Raw genomic sequence first — 22,886 nt, 5'->3', positions numbered from 1 at the left:
CAATCCATCTATTTTGCGCAACGATTATCGAACCACACCCTCTTGCGCAAGCGCATTCGCAAACACCTACGGGACGATTCGTGGTTCACTATCTCTGGACAGGGAACATGCCCCAAAGGGCTGGATCAGGAGGAGAAGAAGATGCGCGTCGGCTGCCCCCGGGAAATCAAGAACCACGAATACCGCGTCGGCCTGACGCCGGGCTCGGTCCGCGAATATGTCGCGCATGGCCACGAAGTGCTGGTCGAGACCGGTGCCGGCGCCGGCATCGGCGCCGACGACAACGCCTATCGCGCCGCCGGCGCCACCATCGCCAAGACGGCCGCCGACGTGTTCGCCAAGTCCGACATGATCGTCAAGGTCAAAGAACCTCAGCCCAATGAATGGGCTCAGCTCCGTGACGGCCAGATACTCTACACCTATCTCCATCTCGCTCCAGATCCGGAGCAGACCAAGGGCCTGCTGGCCTCTGGCGTGACAGCTATCGCCTACGAGACCGTCACCGACGACCGCGGCGGCCTGCCGCTGCTGGCGCCGATGTCGGAAGTCGCCGGCCGCCTGTCGATCCAGGCCGGCGCTACCGCGCTGCAGAAGGCCAATGGCGGCCGCGGCGTGCTGCTCGGCGGCGTGCCCGGGGTGCTGCCCGGCAAGGTCACTGTGCTCGGCGGCGGCGTCGTCGGCCTGCATGCCGCCCGGATGGCGGCAGGGCTTGGCGCCGACGTCACCATCATCGACCGCTCGATCCCGCGCCTGCGCCAGCTCGACGATATCTTCGGCGGCCGCGTCCACACCCGCTACTCGACCGTCGAGGCGCTGGAAGAGGAATGTTTTTCGGCCGACATCGTCGTCGGCGCCGTGCTGATCCCGGGTGCCGCCGCGCCGAAACTCGTTTCGCGCGAAATGCTGTCGGGCATGAAGAAAGGCTCGGTGCTTGTCGACGTCGCCATCGACCAGGGCGGCTGCTTCGAGACCTCGCACGCCACCACCCATGCCGAGCCGACCTATGAGGTCGACGGCGTCATTCACTATTGCGTCGCCAACATGCCGGGCGCGGTGCCGGTCACCTCGGCCCATGCGCTCAACAACGCGACTCTGCATTACGGCCTGCAGCTCGCCGACAAGGGCCTGAAGGCGCTGGTCGACGATCATCATTTGCGCAACGGCCTGAATGTCCACAAGGGCAAGATCACCAACCGCGCGGTGGCCGAAGCACTCGGCTACGAGTTGGTCGAGCCGAAGGCCGTTCTCGCCGCCTGAACCCGCCCCTGATTCCTTCCCCACAGAGCCGCCGACGCCCGTCGGCGGCTCTGTTTTTCCACAAGCAGATTTCACGGTTTGCGATTAGCTGACCGGTTTTGCTCGGCTTGCTTGCAATCTGCTCCTCCTGTGACTTTTTTGCTACAGCGGCCAGCATGGGCTGCTGCTAGAGACGTGCTGGGTTTCAAAGGGGTTAGGGGCAATGATCAGCAAAAGATTCGCAAAATCTGTTCTTCTTGGCGCGGTTTCGGTGCTGGCGCTCGGATCGGTTTCTCATGCCGCCGACGCGGTTGTGCCGGTCGTCGAGACGTCCGGCTTCAACTGGAGTGGCATCTATGTCGGCTTTGGGGTTGGCGCCGGCGCCAATGTCCACGAGCTCAGCAGCGATTTCCTTCCTGGCTTCTCGTTGAACGGCATTGGCGGTGAAGGCGTGTACGGTGAACTGACCGTCGGCTACGACTACATGGTGTCGCCGCGCTTCCTGATCGGCGGGCTTTTGGACGCCCATGTCGGCAACATTGAAACCACGCTCGATGTTGCTGGATTGGACGCTTCGATCCGCGAGACCTATGGTTTCGACGCTGGTTTGCGGGTTGGCTACCTCTTCACGCCAAACACTTTGGGCTATGTGCTCGGCGGCTATTCCTGGCAGAAGTACAAGCTCGACACGAACGCAGGTTTTGACTTCGATTGGGACCAGAGCGGCTACTTCGTCGGAGCTGGCGTTGAAACGGCCATCAACAGCAACTGGACCATCAAGTCAGAATATCGCTATACCCGCTTCGGTACTCAGAACATTCTTTCCGAGTTCGATATACCGGACGGCGTTCTCGACACGGACACGTCGCGGCATACGTTCCAGGTTGCGGCCAACTATCGCTTTGGCGCCCAGAATGGCGGTGTCGCCTCTTTTGAGGCCCCTGCCTACAACTGGACTGGCTTCTACGTCGGCGGTGCCGCCGGCGCGGGTGCGTCGGTGCATCAGATCGAAGTTCCGCCGCTTGGTGGCCTGGAGTTCAACGGGCTCGGTGGCGAAGGTGTGTTCGGCGAATTGAACGTCGGCTACGACCATGACTTCGGCAGCTGGGTCGCAGGCGTCATGGTTGATGCCCGCTACTCCGGCATGACTTCAGAGCTGAAGCTCCCGGGCGGATCCATTAATCTGGATACTGATTACGGTTTCGATGTGCTTGGCCGCGTTGGTATGAAAGTCAACGAATCAACCCTGGCCTATGTGCTCGGCGGCTACAGCTGGCAGCACTTCGATCTGAATGCGTCCTCACCCATCGGTGATATCCTCGATTGGGACTCCAGCGGCTTCTCAGTTGGTGGCGGTCTGGAAACGGCTATGTCCAGCAACGTGACCGTCGGCCTCGAATACCGCTATTCGCAGTTCTCCAAGAAGGATTTTTCGTCGGATATTGGGGCGCCGGATGACAGCCTCACCTCCACGCCGTCGTTCCACACCGTCCGTATCGGTGCGAAGTACAAGTTCAACTAAAACCGTACAGACAACAGTCAAAGCCCGTCGGTCGTTCCGGCGGGCTTTTTCTTTGGGCGAGAGAATGCGGGCAACAAAAAAGCGGAGCCAAAGCCCCGCTTCCTCGGATGTCGAGACTTCCCGCCGGTTCATCCGCGGTCGGCAAATCGATCGACAATGCTTTTCTAACGCGACATTGCGACAGGCATACGACAGCTGCGACAGATGATCGTCACGCGCGCTCGATCCGGCACTGGTAGCAATTGTTGCGCGCCGAGCGGACATGCACATAGGCGATGTCGTCGCGCTCGAACAAAGTCTCTGCCCGCGCCGCGATAGCGCCCGTCGGGATGACGCCGCCACTGCCATAGACGATGCGGTCGTCCTTGCCGTAGCCGCGGACGATGTAGTCGGTGCTTTCGAGCATTTCGGGAAGCGCCTCGGCTTCGGCAGCGCGCTCGCATTCCTCGGCGTGTAGAAAGATCGGCCCTGTCTCGGCATAGGGCTGCAATTCCGGGAATGGCCGGTAGGCCAGGATGAGATAGGCGTCGCCGGCGGCCACGTTGTTCAGGCAGTGGCGGCAAGGCACGCCATCACCGTCGGACATTTTCCGCTCTGGTGTGAGGCCGTAGGCGTCCGGCCCGCCGCGCTGCAAGGCTCTGACATCTTCCGTGGGCAAGGCTTTGAACTGGATGGTCATGGCGAAATCTCCGGTGTCGTCGACCAGAAATTACGCCGCTTCGCCAGCGCTTCCCACCCGATTCCTGCCGAGTCTATCAGTCCATCAGGGCGTCGAGACCACGCACCAGCCCGGTGATCTCCTGTACACGCCTGATAGCGAGCAGCGTGCCGGCCACGTAAGGAGCGGCGGACGAGCCGGCGTCGTGACGAATAGTCAGCCGCTCGTCGGGCAGGCCGAACAACGCCTCGCAGGACAGGATGTAGGAAGGCAGGCGAAGCGCATGCACCTGCACCCCCTCGCCCGCACCGACCGCCGCGCCGCGCGTTCCAGGCACACCGGAGACCTCCGAGACCGGCTGCGCGGTCGAAGCCTTGCGGACATCGGCCAGCGCCTCCGCAAGCTCCCGCGCGGTGCCGGACGGCGCGTCGGGCTTCTTGGCGCTGGCATAGTCGATGACCTCGACATCCGGCACATATTTCGCCGCCATCAGGGCAAACCGCTTCATCAGCGTGGCGGTGATCGAAAAATTGCCGGCCGCAATGACGCCGACACGATTGGCGCGTGCTGCAGCGTCGATCTCGGCAAAATCGGCCGCGCCCAGCCCCGACGTGCCGATCACGACGTGCCGTCCCTTTTCGATGGCCAGCAGCGCATGGTCTTTCACGACATGTGGCTTGGTGTAGTCGACCAGCACGTCCGACGGCACCTCCAGCGCTTCGGCCAGCAACGCGGAAATGATGATGCCATTAGCCAGCGTGCCAACCAGCAGGCCGGAATCCTGCCCCGCGCCGCTGCGTGACACGGCCCCGGCCAGCACCATGTCGCCTTGCGCCCCGATCGCCGGAACCAGCGCCTTGCCGACCCAGCCGGTCGCACCGGCCATCACCACCCGTATCGTCATCGTTTTGGTCCTTTCGCGCCATCACATTGGGCTTGAACGACCAGCGATATGGAAAGAACCCGGCTCATTCAAGCCGGGCTCTCTTTTGACTGTTTTGACTGTTGATCCAGACGGAGAATAGGATTCGGCAGGCGTCGAGTATCTGACTTACTACCTTATGAAGTCGTCGAAGCGGCGGAGCGTCACCCGGCGATTGCGCCAATTCTCGTTCTGCGTCTGCACGAGCAGGAATTCCTCGCCGTAACCGACGGTTTCGAGCGCATAACCCGGCACGTCGAATTCGCGCACCAGGGTGCGCTTCAGCGAGGCGGCGCGCTGTTCGGACAGGATTTGGTTCGACTGGAAGGAGCCGACCGCGTCGGTATGGCCCTCGATCAAAACACGGGCACCAGGGTCGCGCCGCAGGATGCGCTGAAGCGCATCGGCGATGTTTTCGATCTTGTCGTATTGCGAGCTGGAAATGGCCGCTGAGCCAAAGGCGAAATTGATCGACTGGATATCGATCGAGCGGGCCATGCGCCGCAGGTCCGGCCGTCTCTTGAATTCGCGGATGGTGACGCGCTGGTTCGGGCGCAACTTAACTCGGGGCGCCGCCTCGAGCTGGCGCTCGATTGTCGCCGCCGAAGGCGTGGTCGCCTGGGCGGCGGCTACGGTCGGCACGGCGAGCGCGGCAATCAGCGCGGCGGCAAATGTGCGTCGGGTCAGCATGTCTTTTCTCCTTCGGCCTCAGCCGCATTGATGGTGCCGGCAAGATGGCAAAGACAAGCTGAAGCTTTGATGAACAATAAGTTCAGGTTGCGGAGAAAATCATGGCCGCATGACGCTGGCCGAGCGCTCGGCTAAGGACATTGGATGCACGATCTCCTTCTTTTGCGCCACCGGCGCAAAGCCGAGTTTCTGGTAGAGCGGCAATGCCGCAGGATGATCGAGCGTGCAGGTCTGCACCGTCACCCGCTTCGGGCCATGCGACCAGGCGGCGGCGATCGCCGCACCCAGGAACCAGCGGCCTATGCCTTGGCCTGTCGCATGCTCCATCATGCCGAAATAGGCGAGTTCCACTTCCTCCGGCAAATGCGGCTTGAGGTCGAAAAAGCCGGCCGGTGCGCCGTCGAGATAGAGCACCCTGATGTCGCGGTCCTCGCGGTGGATGCCGGCAGACAGCTCCTCGTCGCTCAGCCTCAGCACGTTGACCCAGTGCCATTTGCGACCCACCCGGTCCATCAGATAGCGGTAGAAATGCAGTGGAATGTCCTTGGTCTTCAACAATGCGATCTGACGGTTGTACGGCACTGGCGGCGAATAGGCCGGCGGCACATGCATTTCGAGAAACGTCACCGTGACCTCGATGTCTTCCAGCGCTCCGTTCTTCATCACCGTCAGTCCTTGCCCGTCACCACGGGCGTATCGGAAAGCCCACCCCATTCCGTCCATGAACCGTCGTAGAGCCTGTTGTCGGTATGGCCAAGCGTCTCGAGCGCCAGCGTGATCGCCGCCGCCGTAATGCCAGAACCGCAAGAGGTGACGACCGGCTTCGACAGGTCGATGCCGGCGTCCTCGATCACCTTGCGCAAGCGGTCTTTCGGCAGCAGTTCGCCGTTTTCAGCAAGCGCCGAAAACGGCACATTGTGCGCGCCGGGCATATGGCCTGAGCGGATGCCGGCGCGAGGTTCAGGCTCGGTACCGGCAAACCGGCCGGCAGATCGGGCGTCGGCGATCTGGTTTTCCCCCGTCCCAACGATCCGGCGCATGTCGGCAAGGCTGGCGACGCGAGCGGCATCGAAATCGGCGTGAAAAACGCAAGGCGCGATCTTCGTCGGCTCCGCCGTGACCGGCCGTCCCGCCGCTTTCCAGCGGTCGAAGCCGCCGTCCAATATATAGACCTGGAACACACCCATGACGCGGAACATCCACCACGCGCGCGGCGCCGAGAAGAAGCCCGGACCATCATAGACGACGATGGTGTCGTCGGCCGAGATACCCATCGCACCGACATATTGGGCGAAATGCTGCGGCGACGGCAGCGTGTGCGGCAGTGGGGAATCGGGATCCGAGATCGCATCCTGATCGAGGAAACGGGCGCCCGGAATGTGCGCTGCATCATATTCGGCGCGCGCGTCGCGCTTTTGCGCCGGCAGATACCAGGACGCGTCGACGATGGTCAGGCCGGGCTCGCCGAGGCGCTTCTGCAACCAATCCGCGTCGACGGTGAAAGGGCTGTCTTCGGCCATTCTTCTTCTCCTGTCCCGCCTCTGGCAAACTATATATCAAGCCGCGGGCATCGGGCCAAAGCGTATGCGGAAGCGCCGGTTTTCGCGACCCTTCTTCTCGATTTTACCGATATGGACCTCGCCGACTTCTCCAGTGCTCCTCACATGGGTGCCGCCGCAAGGCTGGCTGTCGATCGAGGCGTTGTCGCCGATGCAGACCAGGCGGATCTTGCCGGTGCCGACGGGTGGCCGAACATTCTTGGATTTCACCAGTCCGGGATTAGCCGCCAGTTCCTCGTCGGTGATCAGCCTGACAAAGACCGGGTGGTCGGCCCGCACCAGTTCCATCAGCCTGGCCGTCACGTCCTCCTTGGTGAAGCCGGCATCGGGAATATCGAAGTCGACACGGCTGTCGTCCTCGGAAACCGAGGCACCGGTGATCGGGAACGGGCAGACGACGGTGAGCAAATGGCAGGCTGTGTGCATGCGCATCAGCAGATGCCGCCTCTCCCAATCGAGGGCGAGCTTTATCGGCTCGCCGATCTCAAGCGCCGCCCGCTCAGGCGGCGGCACGTGGATGATCTCGTCCTTGGTCTCGCCGGTGATGGTGGCGGCAACAGTTATCAGGCTGCCGTCGGCGCGTTCGAGAGTGCCCGTATCGCCCGGCTGCCCGCCCGACGTGGCATAGAAGATCGTCCGGTCCAGAATGATGCCGCCACGGTCGTTGACGGCGACAACCACGGCATCAGCCGTCCTGAGATAGGCGTCGCCACGAAACAGGGCATCCGTCCTGTAAGCCATCACGCAACCTTTTCGAACGGCACCGAAATTGTGCTTCGCTGTTCCATCCAGCCCGGCACCGGCAGTTTCTTTTGGCGCAGGAATTCCGGGTTGAACAATTTCGACTGATAGCGCGTGCCGTAGTCGCAAAGCACGGTCACGATGGTGTGGCCGGGACCCATTTCGCGCGCCAGCCGGATCGCGCCGGCAATGTTGATGCCTGTCGAGCCGCCGACGCACAGGCCTTCCTCCTGGATCAGGTCGAAGACGATCGGCAGCGCGTCCTCATCTGGAATCTGGAAGGAGAAATCCGGCGTGAACCCCTCCAGATTGGCGGTGATCCGCCCCTGCCCGATGCCTTCGGTGATCGAGCTGCCTTCGGATTTCAACTCACCGCTGGTGTAGAAACTGTAGAGCGCCGCACCCAGCGGATCGGCGAGCGCGATCTTGACGTCCTTGCTCCTGGCCTTCAACCCAAAGGCGACGCCGGCCAGCGTTCCGCCGGAGCCGACCGCCGAGACGAAACCGTCGACCTTGCCGCCGGTCTGGGCCCAGATTTCTTCCGCCGTGGTGCGGGTATGGCCGTCACGGTTGGCAACGTTGTCGAACTGATTGGCCCAGATCGCGCCGTTCGGCTCGGACCTGGCCATCTGCTCGGCCAGACGGCCCGACAGTTTCACGTAATTGTTGGGATTCTTGTAGGGAACGGCAGGCACCTCGATCAGCTCGGCGCCGAGCAATTTGATCGTGTCCTTCTTCTCCTGGCTTTGCGTCTCGGGGATGACGATCACGGTGCGGTAGCCAAGCGCCTTGGCGACCAGCGTCAATCCGATGCCGGTGTTGCCGGCCGTCCCCTCGACGATGACCCCGCCCGGCCTCAAGAGCCCGCGCTGCTCGGCGTCGCGGATGATGAACAGCGCGGCGCGGTCCTTGACCGACTGGCCCGGATTCATGAATTCGGCCTTGCCCAGGATCTCGCAGCCGGTTTCTTCCGAAGCTTTGTTGAGGCGGATCAGAGGCGTGTTACCGATCGCTTCGATCACAGAACGGGGCATGGAGATTCCTTTATGCTTGCGGCGGAACCCTAGAAACCCGAAGCTTCGGTTTCAAGGCAAGAATTTGCCTGGTCCAGCGGCATTTCTGGGCTGCAATTCCTAAAACAGATGTCGCGTTCCAGCATTCGTTCGAAGCTTTCGCTGAAAAGCGCTCTTTTCATTCGATTTCTTCATCGCTAGAGCACAGGCTAAGAAAAAGTCGCAGGGCATAGCATGACTCTCTATCGGGCCAACCCGAAGCACGGCGTCGCCTGGATCACGGGCGGCAGCAGCGGCATCGGCCGTTCACTGGCCAAGGACCTTGCGGCTCAGGGCTATACCGTCGCGGTGACGGCGCTCGACGACGAACCGATCGACACGCTTGTCGTCGAGACGGCGCAGATGCCGGGCCGTGTCACGGCCTATCCCTGCGACGTCACCGACGAGAAGCGCATGGCAAAGACAGTCGCGGCGATCGAGAAGGATCTCGGCCCGATCGTCTTGGCCGTCTTCAATGCCGGGAACTATATTGCGACCGCCGGCGAAGATCTCACCGTCCGCGGGTTTCGCCAATCCTTCGATGTCAATTACTTCGGCATCATCAATGGCCTGGTGCCGGTCATCGAACGCATGCGCGTCCGTGCGCGCGGCCATATCGTCCTGGTTGGTTCGGTCACCGCCTATTTCGGCTGGCCGACCACGGCCGCCTATGGCGGCACCAAGGCGGCCATCAATATCCTAGCGGAGTCGCTGAAATACGACTTTGATAAGATGAACGTGCGCATCCAGGTGATGAATCCGGGCTTTGTCGACACGCCGCTGACCGAGAAGAATTTGCTGCCGATGCCCGGGCTGATGCCCGTCAACCGCGCCTCGCGCCGCATGGCGCGCGGCATCAAATCCGGCGGCTTCGAAGTCACCTTCCCGCGCCGCTTGAGCTGGGGCCTGAAGCTGCTCAGCATCCTGCCGAGACCATTCTGCCGGTGGGTCATCAGCACCGCGACCCGCTGGAAGGCACGTCCGCTGAATTTCGACCGCAAGCCGCCGAGCGAGTAAGCCGGCCATCAAAGTTGGCGGTCCAGCCGCCGGCAGGATGCCCGTTGCGTGTTTGCATTTTGCGGCCATAGGTTGAAAATTGTTACGTGGAGTCTGCAATGGGGCGACGGATCGTGCTTGCGGTACTGGGTCTCGCCGTCATTCTTGTCCTGGCCTTCGTGCTTGGCCCACGCGTGCAAGCCGATACCACGATCCGCTTCGATCCTTCCGTGATCGGCGATGACCCGCAAGCCTATCTGGCACGCAACGAGGCTGCCGTACCGGGCATCTACGACGGGCTGGAGAAGGAAATCATCTGGGCCAACCCGATGGTTCATGCCAGGACGCCGCTCGCGATCGTGTACATCCACGGCTTTTCGGCATCGAAGGGCGAGGTTCGTCCACTGCCCGACGAGGTGGCCGACGAGTTGGACGCCAATCTTTACTACACCCGCCTCACCGGCCACGGACAGGGCGGTGCTGCGATGGCCGAAGGCAGCGTCAACGCCTGGATCAACGACTATGAGGAAGCGCTCGCCATCGGCCGGGCGATCGGCGACAAGGTGATCGTCATCGCTACCTCGACCGGCGGCTCGCTGGCGGCCTGGGCTGCGACCCAGCCAGGCGCATCGGGCGGGGTGGCGGCCATCGCGTTCATCTCGCCGAATTTCGGCGTCAAGGCTTCCGGCGCCGAACTCCTGACCATGCCGTGGGGCCGAGCGATCGCCGAGCTGGTCGCCGGCAAGGAACGCAGCTTCGTGCCACGCAATGCGCTGCACGAAAAATTCTGGACCTACCGCTATCCGATCGCCGCGACCCTGCCGATGGTGGCGCTGACCGAGCTTGCCTATGGCGCGCCGGTGGAGAAGGCGACGATCCCTGCCCTGTTCATCTTTTCGGATTCGGACAGGATCGTGCGGCCCGACCGCACCCGCGAAATTGCCGGGCGCTGGGGCGCCGCGCACGAATTGGTGCCGGTCGACGATACCGGCGATCGGGACAACCACGTCATTGCAGGTGACGCGCTGTCGCCAGCAACGACGGCTTTCCTCGCGCAGCGCATTGTCGTGTGGGTAGAGGCGGTGGCGAAGTAGGTCTCAGGCGAAAAAGGCGACCGAAGCATCGCTCCGATCGCCTTTTTCAATTGTGAGCAGCCGAGCCCCGATAGGCTCGGCCGGATGCAACTATCTGATTACGCAGCCCGCGCCGCTGGCCGCTTGCCGCCGAAGCGGCGCTTGTTGTTGCCCTTGAAGGGCTTGGCGCCTTCCGGCTTGCGCTCGCCGGCAAAGGCCGGCTTGTCGCCGAAGCGCTTCTTGCCGTTGTTCTGGCCGCCTGGCCGCCTGCCGTCGCGACGACCATTGCGGTCGTTGGCCGGCTCGAAGGTGCGCTCGTTCTTTTCGGCGGGATTGCGCTGCGGATCGGGGCTGCCGAGATGGTCGGCAACGATCGGCAGCTTGGTGCGGATGATGCGCTCGACCTGACGCAGCTTGCTGTTCTCGGAGGGATCGCAAAGCGTGATGGCGATGCCGTCCATGCCGTTACGGCCGGTACGGCCGATGCGGTGGACATAGCTCTCCGCCTCGTCCGGCAGGTCGAAATTCACCACGTGGCTGATACCAGGCACGTCGATGCCGCGCGCCGCGATATCGGTCGCCACAAGAATGCGCACCGAACCCTCGCGGAAATCGTTCAGCGCCTTCTGGCGGGCGTTCTGCGACTTGTTGCCGTGGATGACGGCGGCCTTGAAGCCGTCGCGCTCAAGGTCCTTGGTCACCCTGTCGGCGCCATGCTTGGTGCGCGAAAAGATGATGACAGACTTCATTGCCTCGTCGGCGAGCATCGTCGACAGCACCTGGCGCTTCTGCTTGGTGCGGGCGAAGACAACGCCCTGCACGATCTCGGCTGCGGCGGTGCTGTGAGGCGCCACCTCGACGCGGATCGGGTTCTTCAGCAGGCCTTTCGCCAGTTCGGCGATTTCGGCCGGCATGGTCGCCGAGAACAGCACCGTCTGACGGTCCGGCGCGGTCGCCCTGGCGATGCGCTTGACGTCGTTGATGAAGCCCATGTCGAGCATGCGGTCGCCTTCGTCCAGCACCAGCCATTTGGTGTCGGCGAGCACGAGATCGCCCTCACGCACCAGATCGGTCAGCCGGCCGGGCGTGGCGATAAGGATGTCGACGCCGGGAGCAATCTTTTTCACCTGGCTGAAGCGCGAGACGCCGCCAAGCACGAGTGCTGTCGAGACATGCGCGCCCTTGGCGAGCAGCTTGATCATCTCTTCGATCTGCACGGCAAGCTCACGCGTCGGCGCCAGGATCAGCGCGCGAGCGGTCTTCGGCCGGCGCTTGGTGCCGAGCGCGATGATCTTCGACAGGATCGGCAGCGCGAACGCCGCGGTCTTGCCCGAACCGGTCTGGGCGATGCCGAAAATGTCACGGCCTTCGAGCTGCGGCGGGATCGCCTGGGCCTGGATCGGCTTCGGCTCAGTGAAGCCGGCGCCATGGGTGGCCTTGAGCAGCGCGCCGGTGATTCCGAGTGCTGCGAAACCTGAAAGTTCCCCAGTGTTCGTACCGGTCAAATTGTTTTCACCGGTCAAAGTGTTTTCGTTGGTCAAAATATTCTTCTTTCACGCGGCTCGTGGCCGCAAACATCGATGGCGGCAGGGCGCAACCTGCCGTCGAAAAAACTGTCATGAAACGACAAGGCGGCGGACACTATCGTCCGCACGGCTGCGCTGTCGTGCCCGCAGGCATCATGCCACGGGGCTTTTTCGCCGCCTTGCCGATATGTCGGAAAGAGGGAAAACAGACGCAACCAGTCTCATTCGTCGAGAAGGCCGGATACTCCCGGCCCAAGCGCCTATGTCGCCGCATATGGCCCAGTTCGCCGCGGAATGCAAGGGGTGCCATGTTGCGGCGCAGCAAATCGACGGCAAACGCGGCGCTTGCGCTCCCCTGCCGCCATGATTACCACAAATCAGCTTCCGTTTCGAGGATCGACCGATGAAGGACGTGCTGAAGGAACTCGAGCGACGCCGTGACATGGCGCGCATGGGCGGCGGGCGGGCCCGTATCGATGCCCAGCACAAGAAGGGCAAGCTCACCGCGCGCGAACGCATCGACGTCTTTCTCGACGAGGGCTCGTTCGAGGAGTTCGACATGTATGTCGAGCATCGCTCGACCGATTTCGGCATGGAGAAGACCAAGATCGCCGGCGACGGTGTCGTCACCGGCTGGGGCACCGTCAACGGCCGCCCGGTCTATGTCTTCGCCAAGGATTTTACCGTGTTCGGCGGCTCGCTGTCCGAGGCCCACGCCGAAAAGGTGGTCAAGGTGCAGGAGATGGCGCTGCGCAACCGCGCACCGATCATCGGCCTCTACGACGCCGGCGGCGCCCGCATCCAGGAAGGCGTGGCAGCACTTGGCGGCTATGCCGAGATCTTCCAGCGCAATGTGCTCGCCTCCGGCGTCATCCCGCAGATTTCACTGATCATGGGCCCTTGCGCCGGCGGCGACGTTTATTCGCCGGCCATGACCGATTTCATCTTCATGGTTCGCGACAGCTCCTACATGTTCGTCACCGGGCCGGACGTGGTGAAGACCGTCACCAACGAGACAGTGACCGCCGAGAGCCTCGGCGGCGCCTTCGTCCACACGACGAAGTCCTCGATCGCCGACGGCGCCTATGACAATGACGTCGAGGCGTTGCTGCAGATGCGCCGGCTGGTCGATCTGCTGCCGGCCTCGAATACGGCGGATATTCCCGAGATCGAATGCCACCAGTCGGTCACCGATCACGATCTGTCGCTCGACCGGCTGATCCCCGACAACGCCAACAAACCCTACGACATCAAGGAATTGATCCTTAAAGTTGCCGACGAGGGTGACTTCTTCGAGATCCAGCAGAATTTTGCGAAAAACATCGTCACCGGTTTTGGGCGCGTTGAAGGCCGCACGGTCGGCTTCGTCGCCAACCAGCCGATGGTGCTGGCAGGCGTGCTCGATTCGGACGCCAGCCGCAAGGCGGCGCGATTCGTTCGCTTCTGCGACTGTTTCTCGATTCCGATCGTCACCTTCGTCGACGTTCCGGGCTTTCTGCCCGGCACCGCGCAGGAATATGGCGGGCTGATCAAGCATGGCGCCAAGCTTTTGTTCGCCTATGCCGAGGCGACCGTTCCGAAGATCACCGTCATCACCCGAAAGGCCTATGGCGGTGCGTATGACGTGATGGCGTCAAAGCATCTGCGCGGCGACATGAACTATGCCTGGCCGACGGCGCAGATCGCAGTGATGGGCGCCAGAGGCGCCGTTGAGATCATCTATCGCAAGGACATCGGCGATGCGGAGAAGATCGCAGCGCATACAAAGGCTTACGAGGATCGCTTCCTGTCGCCCTTCGTCGCCGCCGAGCGCGGCTACGTCGATGAGGTGATCATGCCACATTCGACCCGTCGCCGCATCGCGCGCGCGCTCCGCATGCTGCGCAACAAGGATATGCAGAACCCCTGGAAGAAGCACGACAACATTCCATTGTGAGGCGCTGACAGCGCGAAAGCGACCACAGCAAAAGCTCACTCCGCTTCCGCCGCTCCAAACCCCGCCCCCAACGTCGCACGGACAGCGCCCGCCCAAGGTGTCGCATGGTTGTCTATGCGCATCTGGAAAATGAAGTAGGTCGGCGAGCAGAAGCCGATACCTTTCACCTTGCCGATACCAGGCGTGTCTGGCGGCAGCGACTGGCACATATAATCCTCGCGGCAGAAATGATCGGCCGAGCAAGCCGGCCGGTTGCCGCGATTGACCGCGCCGCCGAGGCACTGGTCGAAATTGTTGGTTGCCACGCAGGTGTCGAATTTCTTGCCGCCGACCAGCCCGCAGATCTCGTTCGGCATCGGCTTGCCCGTTTTGAAGCCGGCAAAGGCACGATCCTTGTCGTCGCAGCCGCGATAGGCGATGCCGGCCGGCACGCCGATCTTCGGCGGCCGGCACGTGTAGGCGGTGCGCGAAATGTCGGTCGCGAAGGCCGCAAACTGGCCTGATATGCTGTAGCGGTCGTTGAACGGCTGCGCCGGGTTGCTGGCGATCGAGCCGGTCAGGCACGGGTGGCCGGCAAACATCTTGTCGCTGTCCTTAGGCAACAGGCATTGCGCCAGTTTGGTCCGCACGCCCGACGCAGTCGCCAGCGGCGTGCAGACAGTGCCGCCGCCGCATTGCCAAGTCGTCCCGAAACGGGCCGCATCCTCCGGCATCAGGCACGGCATCGCCATTGCGGCCGGCGCATAGGCGACCTCGCCGGCGTCCTTCCATGCCGCCGGCGGCGCGAAGGACAGCGGGCGGAAGCGGTTCGGCTCGTTGCCCTCGGCGGTCGCGCGCAGCCAAGCCTCGCGCCGCGGCATCTCGGCATGAAGATGCGGCGAGATGCCGACTTCGATGCGGTTCAGCGGCGAGGTCGTCTTGTCGTCGAGACCGATGAAATGGAAACCGGCGGTCGAACCCGCCTGATGGCAACCTTGGCAGGCGCCATTGTCCAGCCGCTCGACCAGCGCTTCCGGCGTGCGCACCAGTCTCAGCGCGGAATAATCGAACCCGACAAAATCCGCGGGCTGGAATAATGGCGTAAACGGGTGGTTGGCCTGCCTTGCGCTGCCGAAGGTCGACCATGAGATGACTTTTTTCGCCAGGAACTCATCGGGGATTTCGTAGACGCCGAGATCGACCGCCGCGAGATTGGCGCTGATATAGTCGGCGAGTTTCGCTTTCAGCGCGGCGTCTTCCGAGAGCAGCGCCACATCCGGCGTGTTTTCCAGCGGCCTCTCGCTGACCGTCTCTCCATCGATGCCAAAAATCCGCATGAGATAGGCGGCCTGGCCGCCGAATTCGGTCTCCTGGCCGGAGGGAAAGCGCACCACTTGTGCGTTGAGCTCGAGCTGCTTGAAGCTCAGTCCCGCCTTATCCAGCGGCCCACCGATGAGCCAGCCGGTATCGACGGTCTCGTCGAGCTGTGGCGTCCAGCGTCCGGCAACGCCGACGCAGCCGCCATCTGCGTCTGGCGCGGCGCTGTAAATGGCATTGAAGTTGAACGGCAGGCGCGAGGCCAGAACCTTGCCGTTCTTCTTGAAGCTGTAGGCGAGGCGATAAATGAAACGCACCTCGCCGCAACTCCCGTCGTCGCGCGCTTCGGTGAAATCGCGCCGGTCGATCCTATTGACGACACCGACCAGCCTGAAGCGCGCGGCGCCGGTCTTCAGCCAGCGCATGTCCATGATGCGGCCGACATTGCCGTCGGTGACTTCGTAGAGCGGCCGCCCGCCAGCCTTCATCTCGGCCCGCAGCGCGGCGACATCGCCGGCAATCGTTTCGACGATTGCGTGATAGCCCGGTGCCTTGTCATAGAGCGTCTTCAGGTCGCCCTTGCCATCGACGCCGAAAATGCCGGCGAAACCAAAACCCTTGGCATCGAGGGCGGCGAGCACGGCCGGATCGTCGACGATGGTCACGAGACCTTCGGCGCGCGCGGTGTGTGCCATGAAAACGGCGATGAAGACTGTGGCAAGCAGCGCGACCCAGCGGTTCATCCAGCAGTCACCTCGTTGCGACGTTCGGCAAGCTGGCGCAGCACCGGCAGCAGCGCCAGCGGCAAGTCTTCGGCGATCAGCCCCGGTCCGAAACGGCTGCCGGCCTCGGCATGGATCCAGACCGCTGCGCAGGCGGCTTCGAAAGCCGGCATGCCTTGCGCCAGAAAGCCGGCGATGATGCCCGACAGCACGTCGCCCGAACCGGCGGTGGCCAGCCATGGCGCGCCATTGCCGTTGATCGCTGCTCTGCCATCGGGCGCCGCGATCACCGTGTCCGCGCCCTTGTAGACGACGATGGCGCCGGCGCGCTCGGCGGCAGTGCGCGCCTTGGCCAGCTTGGACAGGTTCGTGTCTCCGGCGATGTCCGGAAACAGCCTGGCGAATTCGCCCTCATGCGGCGTCAGCACCAGCGCCGGCGCGTTCGGACGACGGGCGGCTTCGAACAAAACGTTCGGCGCATCGCGAAACGAAGTGATGCCATCGGCATCGAGCACCAGCCCGTCGACCCTGCCGTCTGGCCGCTGCCCGGTAGCCAGCACGCCGAGGGCAAAATCACGTGTTTTTTCGCCGACGCCAAATCCGGGTCCGAGGACGAAAGCCGACGGCCGGCGGCGGCCGATGAATTCCTGTACGTCTGCAACGCTGTCACTCTTGTGCAGCATGATCGAGGTCAGATGCGCGGCGTTAACCTGCATGGCGTTCGCCGGCGACAGCACGGTCACAGCCCCTGCCCCGCTTCTGGCCGCGGCAAGCGCCGACAGCCGTGCGGCGCCCGTTGCCGACGGCCCGCCGGAAAAGACGCCGACATGGCCGCGCCTGTATTTATGGGCGTCGACGGCTGGAACAGGGAAATTCCCGATCCAAAGCGGCGGGGTGTTCTCGAAGGTTCGCGGTTCAAGCTGCGCAACGATCCCGTCGCCGATACCGATGTCGGCAAGCACCAGCTCGCCGCACATCTCGCGCCCAGGCAACAGCAGATGGCCGGGCTTTTTTCGCGCAAACGTCACCGTGATCCGGGCACGGAATGCCTGGCCGAGACTCTGGCCGCTCTCGCCTGACACGCCTGAGGGCAGATCGACCGCGACGACAGGCAGGCTCAGTTCTGTCGCAACCTCGACCGCCCTGGCGGCATCTCCGGACAGCGGCTTGGACAGCCCTGCCCCATAAAGCGCATCGACCACGATCGAGCCTGTCTCGGCAACAAACTCCGATAGCGGCCGAGGCCTGACCGGACACTCCGAAGCAGCGAGCGCCGCATCGCTGCCGGCTTTGGGCGAGCCGGACGCCCACACGGCTACGTCGACGGCGCTGTCCCTCAGAATGCGGGCGACGACATATCCGTCGCCGCCGTTGTTGCCGGGACCGCACAGGACGTGGACCCGACTGGCAACTGGAAAATGGGCGAGCACCACGGCAGAGACCGCGGCACCTGCGTTGCGCATAAGGTCGATGCCGGCCAATGGGCCGGTGGCGATCGCCAGCCGGTCGGCCTCGGTCATCTCGGCCGGAGACAAAAGTTCGCTACTCATGGAGTGCCGATACGCATTGGCTCAAGCCCGATCACCTTGTGTTCAAAACCCCGGTCCTGTGTTCAAAGATCGTCCAGTTTTCGGTTCGAAGCAAACGGGTGCCGAGATGGCGCAATCTGTAAGCACATCGTTGGGGACAATGGCGTCGCCGAAACACAAATGCCTGCAAAGTGCGCTATATGCTCAATTATTGTGCGGACGGGAGCGCTGACAATGTGTAGGCTCCCAGTATCCATGACGCATCCAACGCAGCGAATGACGCGAAATCACATCCTGACGCGGCATGGCATCGAAATCGCGTGATACCGCTTCGAATCCCCTCAAATTGGCACAGTTCGTGCTTGAAGGAGGCGCAAGCGGGGCTCACAACCCGTCTTTTTGGCAGTGGAGGCCACTTTTTACATGAAAAAGATCGAAGCGATCATCAAGCCGTTCAAGCTAGACGAAGTGAAGGAAGCGCTTCAGGAGGCCGGGCTGCAAGGCATCACCGTTACGGAGGCCAAGGGTTTTGGCCGCCAGAAGGGCCATACCGAGCTCTATCGCGGCGCCGAATATGTTGTCGATTTTCTGCCCAAGGTGAAAATCGAGGTCGTGCTCGGTGACGACGCAGTCGAAGGCGCGATCGAAGCCATCCGAAAGGCCGCCCAGACCGGCCGCATCGGCGATGGCAAGATCTTCGTCTCCAACATCGAGGAAGTCGTGCGCATCCGCACCGGCGAAACAGGGATGGACGCGGTCTGAGGTTTCTGATTTCAGATCATCTCCTCGAAACGTCATCAGACAGGGAAACATGACATGACGACAGCCAAAGACATCATGAAGCAGATCAAGGACAACGACGTGAAATTCGTTGACCTGCGCTTCACAGATCCGAAGGGCAAGCTGCAGCACGTGACTATGGATGTCGTCGAGGTCGAGGAAGACATGTTTGCCGACGGCGTCATGTTCGACGGATCCTCCATCGCCGGCTGGAAGGCGATCAACGAGTCCGACATGGTGCTGATGCCCGACACCGAGACGGTGCATATGGACCCGTTCTTCGCACAGTCGACCATGGTCATCCTGTGCGACATCCTCGATCCGATTTCCGGAGAGTCCTACAACCGCGACCCGCGCGGCACCGCCAAGAAGGCCGAAGCCTACATGAAGGCGGAAGGCATCGGCGATCAGATCTTCGTCGGCCCGGAAGCCGAGTTCTTCGTCTTCGACGACGTCAAGTACAAGGCCGACCCGTACAACACCGGCTTCAAGCTCGACTCGACCGAATTGCCGTCCAACGACGACACCGACTATGAGACCGGCAACCTCGGTCACCGTCCGCGTATCAAGGGCGGCTATTTCCCGGTGCCGCCGATCGATTCGGCACAGGACATGCGCTCGGAGATGCTGACCGTGCTCGCCGAAATGGGCGTGCGCGTCGAAAAGCATCACCACGAAGTCGCAGCTGCCCAGCACGAGCTCGGCATCAAGTTCGACACGCTGGTCCGCAACGCCGACAAGATGCTGATTTACAAATATGTCGTGCACCAGGTCGCCAACGCCTACGGCAAGACGGCCACCTTCATGCCGAAGCCGGTCTTCGGCGACAACGGCTCGGGCATGCACGTCCACCAGTCGATCTGGAAGGGCGGCAAGCCGACCTTCGCGGGCAATGAATATGCCGGCCTCTCGGAGAGCTGCCTGTTTTACATCGGCGGCATCATCAAGCACGCCAAGGCCATCAATGCCTTCACCAACCCGCTTACCAACTCCTACAAGCGCCTGGTGCCCGGCTATGAAGCGCCGGTGCTGCTCGCCTATTCGGCTCGCAACCGCTCTGCCTCCTGCCGCATTCCATTCGGCTCATCGCCGAAGGCCAAGCGCGTCGAGGTCCGCTTCCCCGATCCGGGCGCGAACCCCTACCTCGCCTTTGCCGCCATGCTGATGGCCGGCCTCGACGGCATCAAGAACAAGATCCATCCCGGCCAGCCGATGGACAAGGATCTCTATGACCTGCCGCCGAAGGAACTGAAGAAGATCCCGACCGTCTGCGGCTCTCTGCGCGAAGCGCTGCAGAACCTCGATAAGGACCGCGGCTTCCTGAAGGCCGGCGGCGTGTTCGACGACGACCAGATCGACAGCTATATCGAGCTCAAGATGGCCGAAGTGATGCGCTTCGAAATGACCCCGCATCCGGTCGAGTATGACATGTATTATTCGGTCTGACCGACCGTTAAGAGACAAGAAAAAACCCCGGCGGAGACGCCGGGGTTTTTCTTGTCATCTGTCGTAGGAGCCAATCGAGATATGGCCGTGCGGATAGAAGTCGGTAAGTCGGATAGGCAGAAAACAATGCGAGGTTTTCATAGTACGGCAACAGGAACGTTATATTAGTGCTCTTTAACGCGACCTATTTATTGTCGATCGCTAATGCATCATACTAAGGCGGTGGCTTATCAAGCGGAGGGGGCGATGCAAATCCATTTTCTCGATGTAGGTCAAAGCCAGTATGGCGACTGCATATTGATTCAGGCGAACAGCAGAACCATCCTTATCGACGGTGCTCACAAGGGCGACTTCACAGGATCCTCTGGGCACCTTTCCATCCCCGCGCAGCTCCGTGAATTGATGGACCAGCCGGAAGGACCGCTCGAACTTTCTCTGCTCATCCTGACGCACTGTCATTCCGATCACATCGGGTGCCTGCCGGAAATGGTTGAGCGGGAGGTCATCGCGCCCAAGGTCGCTCTGGTTGCCGATGAGTTTGCTGGATATGGACTCGCGCTCGGCAGCGATGCATCCGATCGCCTGCGGTTTCGTGTCCTGGCCAGCCTTCAGGAAGAGCCTCTGGCTCCCGGATTGAGCGATGCAACCGTACAGGCGTTCATATCCGACGCCGCTTCCCAGCGTGATCTGTACATCGAGATGATTGAAACATTGGAGCAGCGCGGCACGAGAGTCGTTCGCTACCGCGGTCTCGACGATCCGGAGATTTCTGATCTTGAAGAGCAGTTCCGCAATATCGGTCTGAAGGTTCTCGGACCGTCAGCGGAACAAATTGTCCTGTGCGCGGAAACCATCGCGCAATTCGATCGTGACGCTGTCGACGCGATTGCCAGCCTGCAGGCCGGCGATCTCGACGACGTGGCCATCTACCGGACACTTACCGACGGCAATCCGACACCGGACGTCATTCTTCCCGATGCCGTCCTCGACTTTCTCGACAGACCTGGCGCAGGCGCCGCCAAGAATAACCAGAGCATTGTCATCTCCGTGGGAAAAGGAGCCAATCGTTGCTTGCTCACCGGCGACATGCAGTTCGCCGAGGCCGAGGTCGAAGGCCTTGAAAATGAAATGGCGGCTCTTTTGGACCATGTGGTCGAAGCGGGACCGTATGCGTTCATCAAGCTGCCGCACCATGCCTCCTACAACGCTTTCGAGGAGCATGTGCTGTCGCGATTCCCCGACACCCGATTCTTTGGTATGTCGACCGGCCGCAACGGAGCGGCGCATCCAAATCCAAAGGTGCTGCGGCTGCTTCGCAATTCAAGCAATCCGCTCATCTGGGCCAGAACGGACAAGAACGGCCAGTTCACGGTCGACGTTTCCCGGGGACAGGTAAGGATCAGCATAACAGAGGGCGAATTGAGCGATCCACAGCCCAAGCCGCGTGACGAATTGGTCCTCGAGCCCGCAACGGCCATCTCAACGGTGACAATGCCGGCTGGGCCGCCACCGGCCTCGCTTGGCGGAAATCCAATTTCCGGGATGGCCGCGTCTCAGCTTCCGGCCGATGCAATTTTGGAGATCACCGCGAAGATCCCGGCACTGCTGAAGCGGGTAACCATCACGGTAGACATCGAGCAAAACACAGTTGGTGCGGTTTCTGCCTCCGACGATATGACGAAGCGCTATCTGGGAAATCGCCGTGTCCTGCCCAGGCTGTTGTTCTTGACTGATCCTCAACGGCTGCGGCGCAAGATCGGCGATGCAGGTTATGACACGGCGAGGACCATGATCGAGGAAGGCGGCAGTACGCTTGTCGAAGCCACGGGCGAGGAAGCTACCTTCACCAAGATCAGGAATAGCGCGACGGGAGTGAAGGGTGTTGTAATCCTCGGCGACTACAATGTCGTGCCCGCGCTGATATACGACGTTCTGCCTCCAGACCTGAGGGACAGAGTCTCGGCGAATTCGGATCCTGACCGCTTTGTCGTCTGGAGCGACCAACGATATGGCGATGTCGACGGAGACGGTCTCGGGGAATTGCCAGTGTCGCGAATTCCCGACTGTTCGAGCGCGGCGTTCCTGCTGGGTTGCCTCACGGCCGAAGACAACCGCACCACACCGATCAAGTTCGCGTCGCGGAATGCCGAGCGACCGTTTGCGGATAACGTGTTTCGTAGGCTTGGCGGACGGGGTCAAATGTTGGTCAGCGGCCCGGACGACTTCGGAAACGTTCGGACCGGGCACTTCGATGCGCGGCAGCTCTATTTCATGCTACACGGTTCCGACACCGACGGAACCCGGTTTTGGGGCGAAGACGATGGAGGAGCGGTCGAGGCGGTGAACCTCACCAATCTTGCCGGCGCCATCAAGGCCCATGGAGCCACCGTGCTCACCGGCTGTTGCTGGGGCGCCCTGACGGTGCAGGAGATCGCGACACGGGCAAGCGATCACTGGGCGGTCACGCCGAGGACCGTCGCTTCGTCGTTGGCATTGCGTTTTTTGGAGCTCGGAGCGCTCGCCTATGTCGGTTGCACCGGTGCCCACTATTCGCCGTTGGACGGTCAGCTGAATTTTTTCGGGGAGCCCATCCACCGCAGCTTCTGGACGGCCTTCGCAGCTGGGGCTGCGCCGGCGCAGGCTTTGTTCCAAGCCAAGCAGGCCTATATAAGGGATATGCCTCACGGCCGTGTAACTGCCCCGGAATGGGCGATCGAGTATAAAATCCTGAGGCAATTCACTTGCTTGGGACTGGGATGGTAGTCCAAGCGGTGGTAGTGTGGGATTAGAAAGGTGGCTGTCATGGCGAAGAGTCCCAAGACAATTGCAGAAGAAAATATGAAGGGTTGGACGGCGATCGATGAGATTCCGATCGACTCTACGTCGCTTCCCAAGGTCGACGGGGTTGGAGCGGACCTTGACCATCTGAAAGTAAAATACTTCGGCCAGGGAAAACCGCGCGGGTCGGATGCCGGGGCGGGCCGCGTCCGAGACCCCAATGAATCCGATGATGCGGCGTTGGTGGTTATGGAACGTCAGGGCGAGCACGATTTCGCCCCCGGCCGGAAGACTGTAATTGTGCGCGGTAACAAGGTAGTCGGCACGCAGGGCTGAAGCTTCAGACCCACTATCTTTAGCTTCAGCCCGCTATCGTTGCGAACAATCTCGATGCTCGACTGTCTTTAGTTGCGGCGAGTCAAAG

19 protein-coding genes are annotated in these 22,886 nt (G+C 61.9%); 9 read left to right on the top strand and 10 right to left on the bottom strand.

Annotation, left to right across the window (positions count from 1 at the left end; genetic code table 11):
- Positions 1 to 141 precede the first annotated feature (141 nt).
- Entirely contained in the window at positions 142 to 1,257 is a 1,116-nt protein-coding gene (gene ald, locus CIT25_RS28970; RefSeq protein WP_095488595.1) for an alanine dehydrogenase, read from the top strand.
- A gap of 202 nt (positions 1,258 to 1,459) precedes the next feature.
- The gene (locus CIT25_RS28965; RefSeq protein WP_095488594.1) at positions 1,460 to 2,758 is read left to right on the top strand and encodes an outer membrane protein; all 1,299 of its coding nucleotides are present in this window, start codon (positions 1,460 to 1,462) and stop codon (positions 2,756 to 2,758) included.
- Between the two features lie 211 nt (positions 2,759 to 2,969).
- On the opposite strand, the gene CIT25_RS28960 is transcribed toward CIT25_RS28965, so the two are convergent.
- The 7 genes from CIT25_RS28960 to CIT25_RS28930 all read right to left on the bottom strand — a co-directional run bounded on the left by CIT25_RS28960 (position 2,970) and on the right by CIT25_RS28930 (position 8,362).
- The gene (locus tag CIT25_RS28960) at positions 2,970 to 3,437 is read right to left on the bottom strand and encodes a DUF1203 domain-containing protein (RefSeq protein ID WP_095488593.1); all 468 of its coding nucleotides are present in this window, start codon (positions 3,435 to 3,437) and stop codon (positions 2,970 to 2,972) included.
- A 76-nt stretch (positions 3,438 to 3,513) separates the two neighbouring features.
- A complete protein-coding gene (gene dapB, locus CIT25_RS28955) occupies positions 3,514 to 4,320 on the bottom strand; it encodes a 4-hydroxy-tetrahydrodipicolinate reductase (RefSeq protein WP_095488592.1) in 807 nt (268 codons plus the stop codon).
- A 150-nt stretch (positions 4,321 to 4,470) separates the two neighbouring features.
- Entirely contained in the window at positions 4,471 to 5,028 is a 558-nt protein-coding gene (locus CIT25_RS28950; RefSeq protein WP_095488591.1) for an OmpA family protein, read from the bottom strand.
- Between the two features lie 99 nt (positions 5,029 to 5,127).
- Positions 5,128 to 5,691 (bottom strand): GNAT family N-acetyltransferase, encoded by a 564-nt coding sequence (locus CIT25_RS28945; RefSeq protein ID WP_095488665.1) that lies wholly within the window; start codon positions 5,689 to 5,691, stop codon positions 5,128 to 5,130.
- Between the two features lie 5 nt (positions 5,692 to 5,696).
- Positions 5,697 to 6,548: a 3-mercaptopyruvate sulfurtransferase gene (gene sseA / locus CIT25_RS28940; RefSeq protein WP_095488590.1), complete on the bottom strand. Its 852-nt coding sequence runs from the start codon at positions 6,546 to 6,548 to the stop codon at positions 5,697 to 5,699.
- Between the two features lie 36 nt (positions 6,549 to 6,584).
- A complete protein-coding gene (locus CIT25_RS28935; RefSeq protein WP_095488589.1) occupies positions 6,585 to 7,328 on the bottom strand; it encodes an alanyl-tRNA editing protein in 744 nt (247 codons plus the stop codon).
- Complete coding sequence (locus tag CIT25_RS28930) at positions 7,328 to 8,362, bottom strand: cysteine synthase A (protein WP_095488588.1); 1,035 nt, start codon at positions 8,360 to 8,362, stop codon at positions 7,328 to 7,330. The genes CIT25_RS28935 and CIT25_RS28930 overlap by 1 nt, the downstream gene beginning before the upstream one ends.
- Positions 8,363 to 8,575: 213 nt before the next feature.
- On the opposite strand from CIT25_RS28930, the gene CIT25_RS28925 reads away from it, so the two are divergent.
- Both CIT25_RS28925 and CIT25_RS28920 read left to right on the top strand, forming a co-directional pair.
- A complete protein-coding gene (locus tag CIT25_RS28925; protein WP_095488587.1) occupies positions 8,576 to 9,397 on the top strand; it encodes an SDR family oxidoreductase in 822 nt (273 codons plus the stop codon).
- A gap of 98 nt (positions 9,398 to 9,495) precedes the next feature.
- Positions 9,496 to 10,470, top strand: a complete 975-nt coding sequence (locus CIT25_RS28920; protein ID WP_095488586.1) for an alpha/beta hydrolase — start codon at positions 9,496 to 9,498, stop codon at positions 10,468 to 10,470.
- A 98-nt stretch (positions 10,471 to 10,568) separates the two neighbouring features.
- Here the strand turns inward: CIT25_RS28920 and CIT25_RS28915 are convergent, their stop codons facing one another.
- Positions 10,569 to 11,972, bottom strand: coding sequence for a DEAD/DEAH box helicase (locus tag CIT25_RS28915; protein ID WP_095488664.1), 1,404 nt, complete (start codon positions 11,970 to 11,972; stop codon positions 10,569 to 10,571).
- Between the two features lie 406 nt (positions 11,973 to 12,378).
- On the opposite strand from CIT25_RS28915, the gene CIT25_RS28910 reads away from it, so the two are divergent.
- The gene (locus CIT25_RS28910; RefSeq protein WP_095488585.1) at positions 12,379 to 13,911 is read left to right on the top strand and encodes an acyl-CoA carboxylase subunit beta; all 1,533 of its coding nucleotides are present in this window, start codon (positions 12,379 to 12,381) and stop codon (positions 13,909 to 13,911) included.
- 35 nt (positions 13,912 to 13,946) lie between these two features.
- Here CIT25_RS28910 and CIT25_RS28905 read toward each other — a convergent pair whose 3' ends face one another.
- Both CIT25_RS28905 and CIT25_RS28900 read right to left on the bottom strand, forming a co-directional pair.
- Entirely contained in the window at positions 13,947 to 15,950 is a 2,004-nt protein-coding gene (locus tag CIT25_RS28905; protein WP_095488584.1) for a hypothetical protein, read from the bottom strand.
- Complete coding sequence (locus CIT25_RS28900) at positions 15,947 to 17,479, bottom strand: NAD(P)H-hydrate dehydratase (protein ID WP_095488583.1); 1,533 nt, start codon at positions 17,477 to 17,479, stop codon at positions 15,947 to 15,949. The genes CIT25_RS28905 and CIT25_RS28900 overlap by 4 nt, the downstream gene beginning before the upstream one ends.
- A gap of 402 nt (positions 17,480 to 17,881) precedes the next feature.
- On the opposite strand from CIT25_RS28900, the gene CIT25_RS28895 reads away from it, so the two are divergent.
- From CIT25_RS28895 to CIT25_RS28880, 4 genes are all read left to right on the top strand, one after another.
- Positions 17,882 to 18,220, top strand: a complete 339-nt coding sequence (locus CIT25_RS28895; RefSeq protein WP_006205430.1) for a P-II family nitrogen regulator — start codon at positions 17,882 to 17,884, stop codon at positions 18,218 to 18,220.
- Positions 18,221 to 18,274: 54 nt separating this feature from the next.
- On the top strand, positions 18,275 to 19,684 hold the full coding sequence (gene glnA, locus CIT25_RS28890; RefSeq protein WP_095488582.1) for a type I glutamate--ammonia ligase: 1,410 nt from the start codon (positions 18,275 to 18,277) through the stop codon (positions 19,682 to 19,684).
- Between the two features lie 246 nt (positions 19,685 to 19,930).
- On the top strand, positions 19,931 to 22,447 hold the full coding sequence (locus tag CIT25_RS28885; protein WP_158302664.1) for an MBL fold metallo-hydrolase: 2,517 nt from the start codon (positions 19,931 to 19,933) through the stop codon (positions 22,445 to 22,447).
- A gap of 39 nt (positions 22,448 to 22,486) precedes the next feature.
- Positions 22,487 to 22,798: a hypothetical protein gene (locus tag CIT25_RS28880; RefSeq protein ID WP_095488580.1), complete on the top strand. Its 312-nt coding sequence runs from the start codon at positions 22,487 to 22,489 to the stop codon at positions 22,796 to 22,798.
- Positions 22,799 to 22,886 lie beyond the last annotated feature (88 nt).

This window comes from Mesorhizobium mediterraneum (genome assembly GCF_002284565.1).
In the GTDB taxonomy this organism is placed as follows: Bacteria; Pseudomonadota; Alphaproteobacteria; order Rhizobiales; family Rhizobiaceae; genus Mesorhizobium; species Mesorhizobium mediterraneum.
This window is presented reverse-complemented; position numbering and strand designations above follow the sequence as displayed.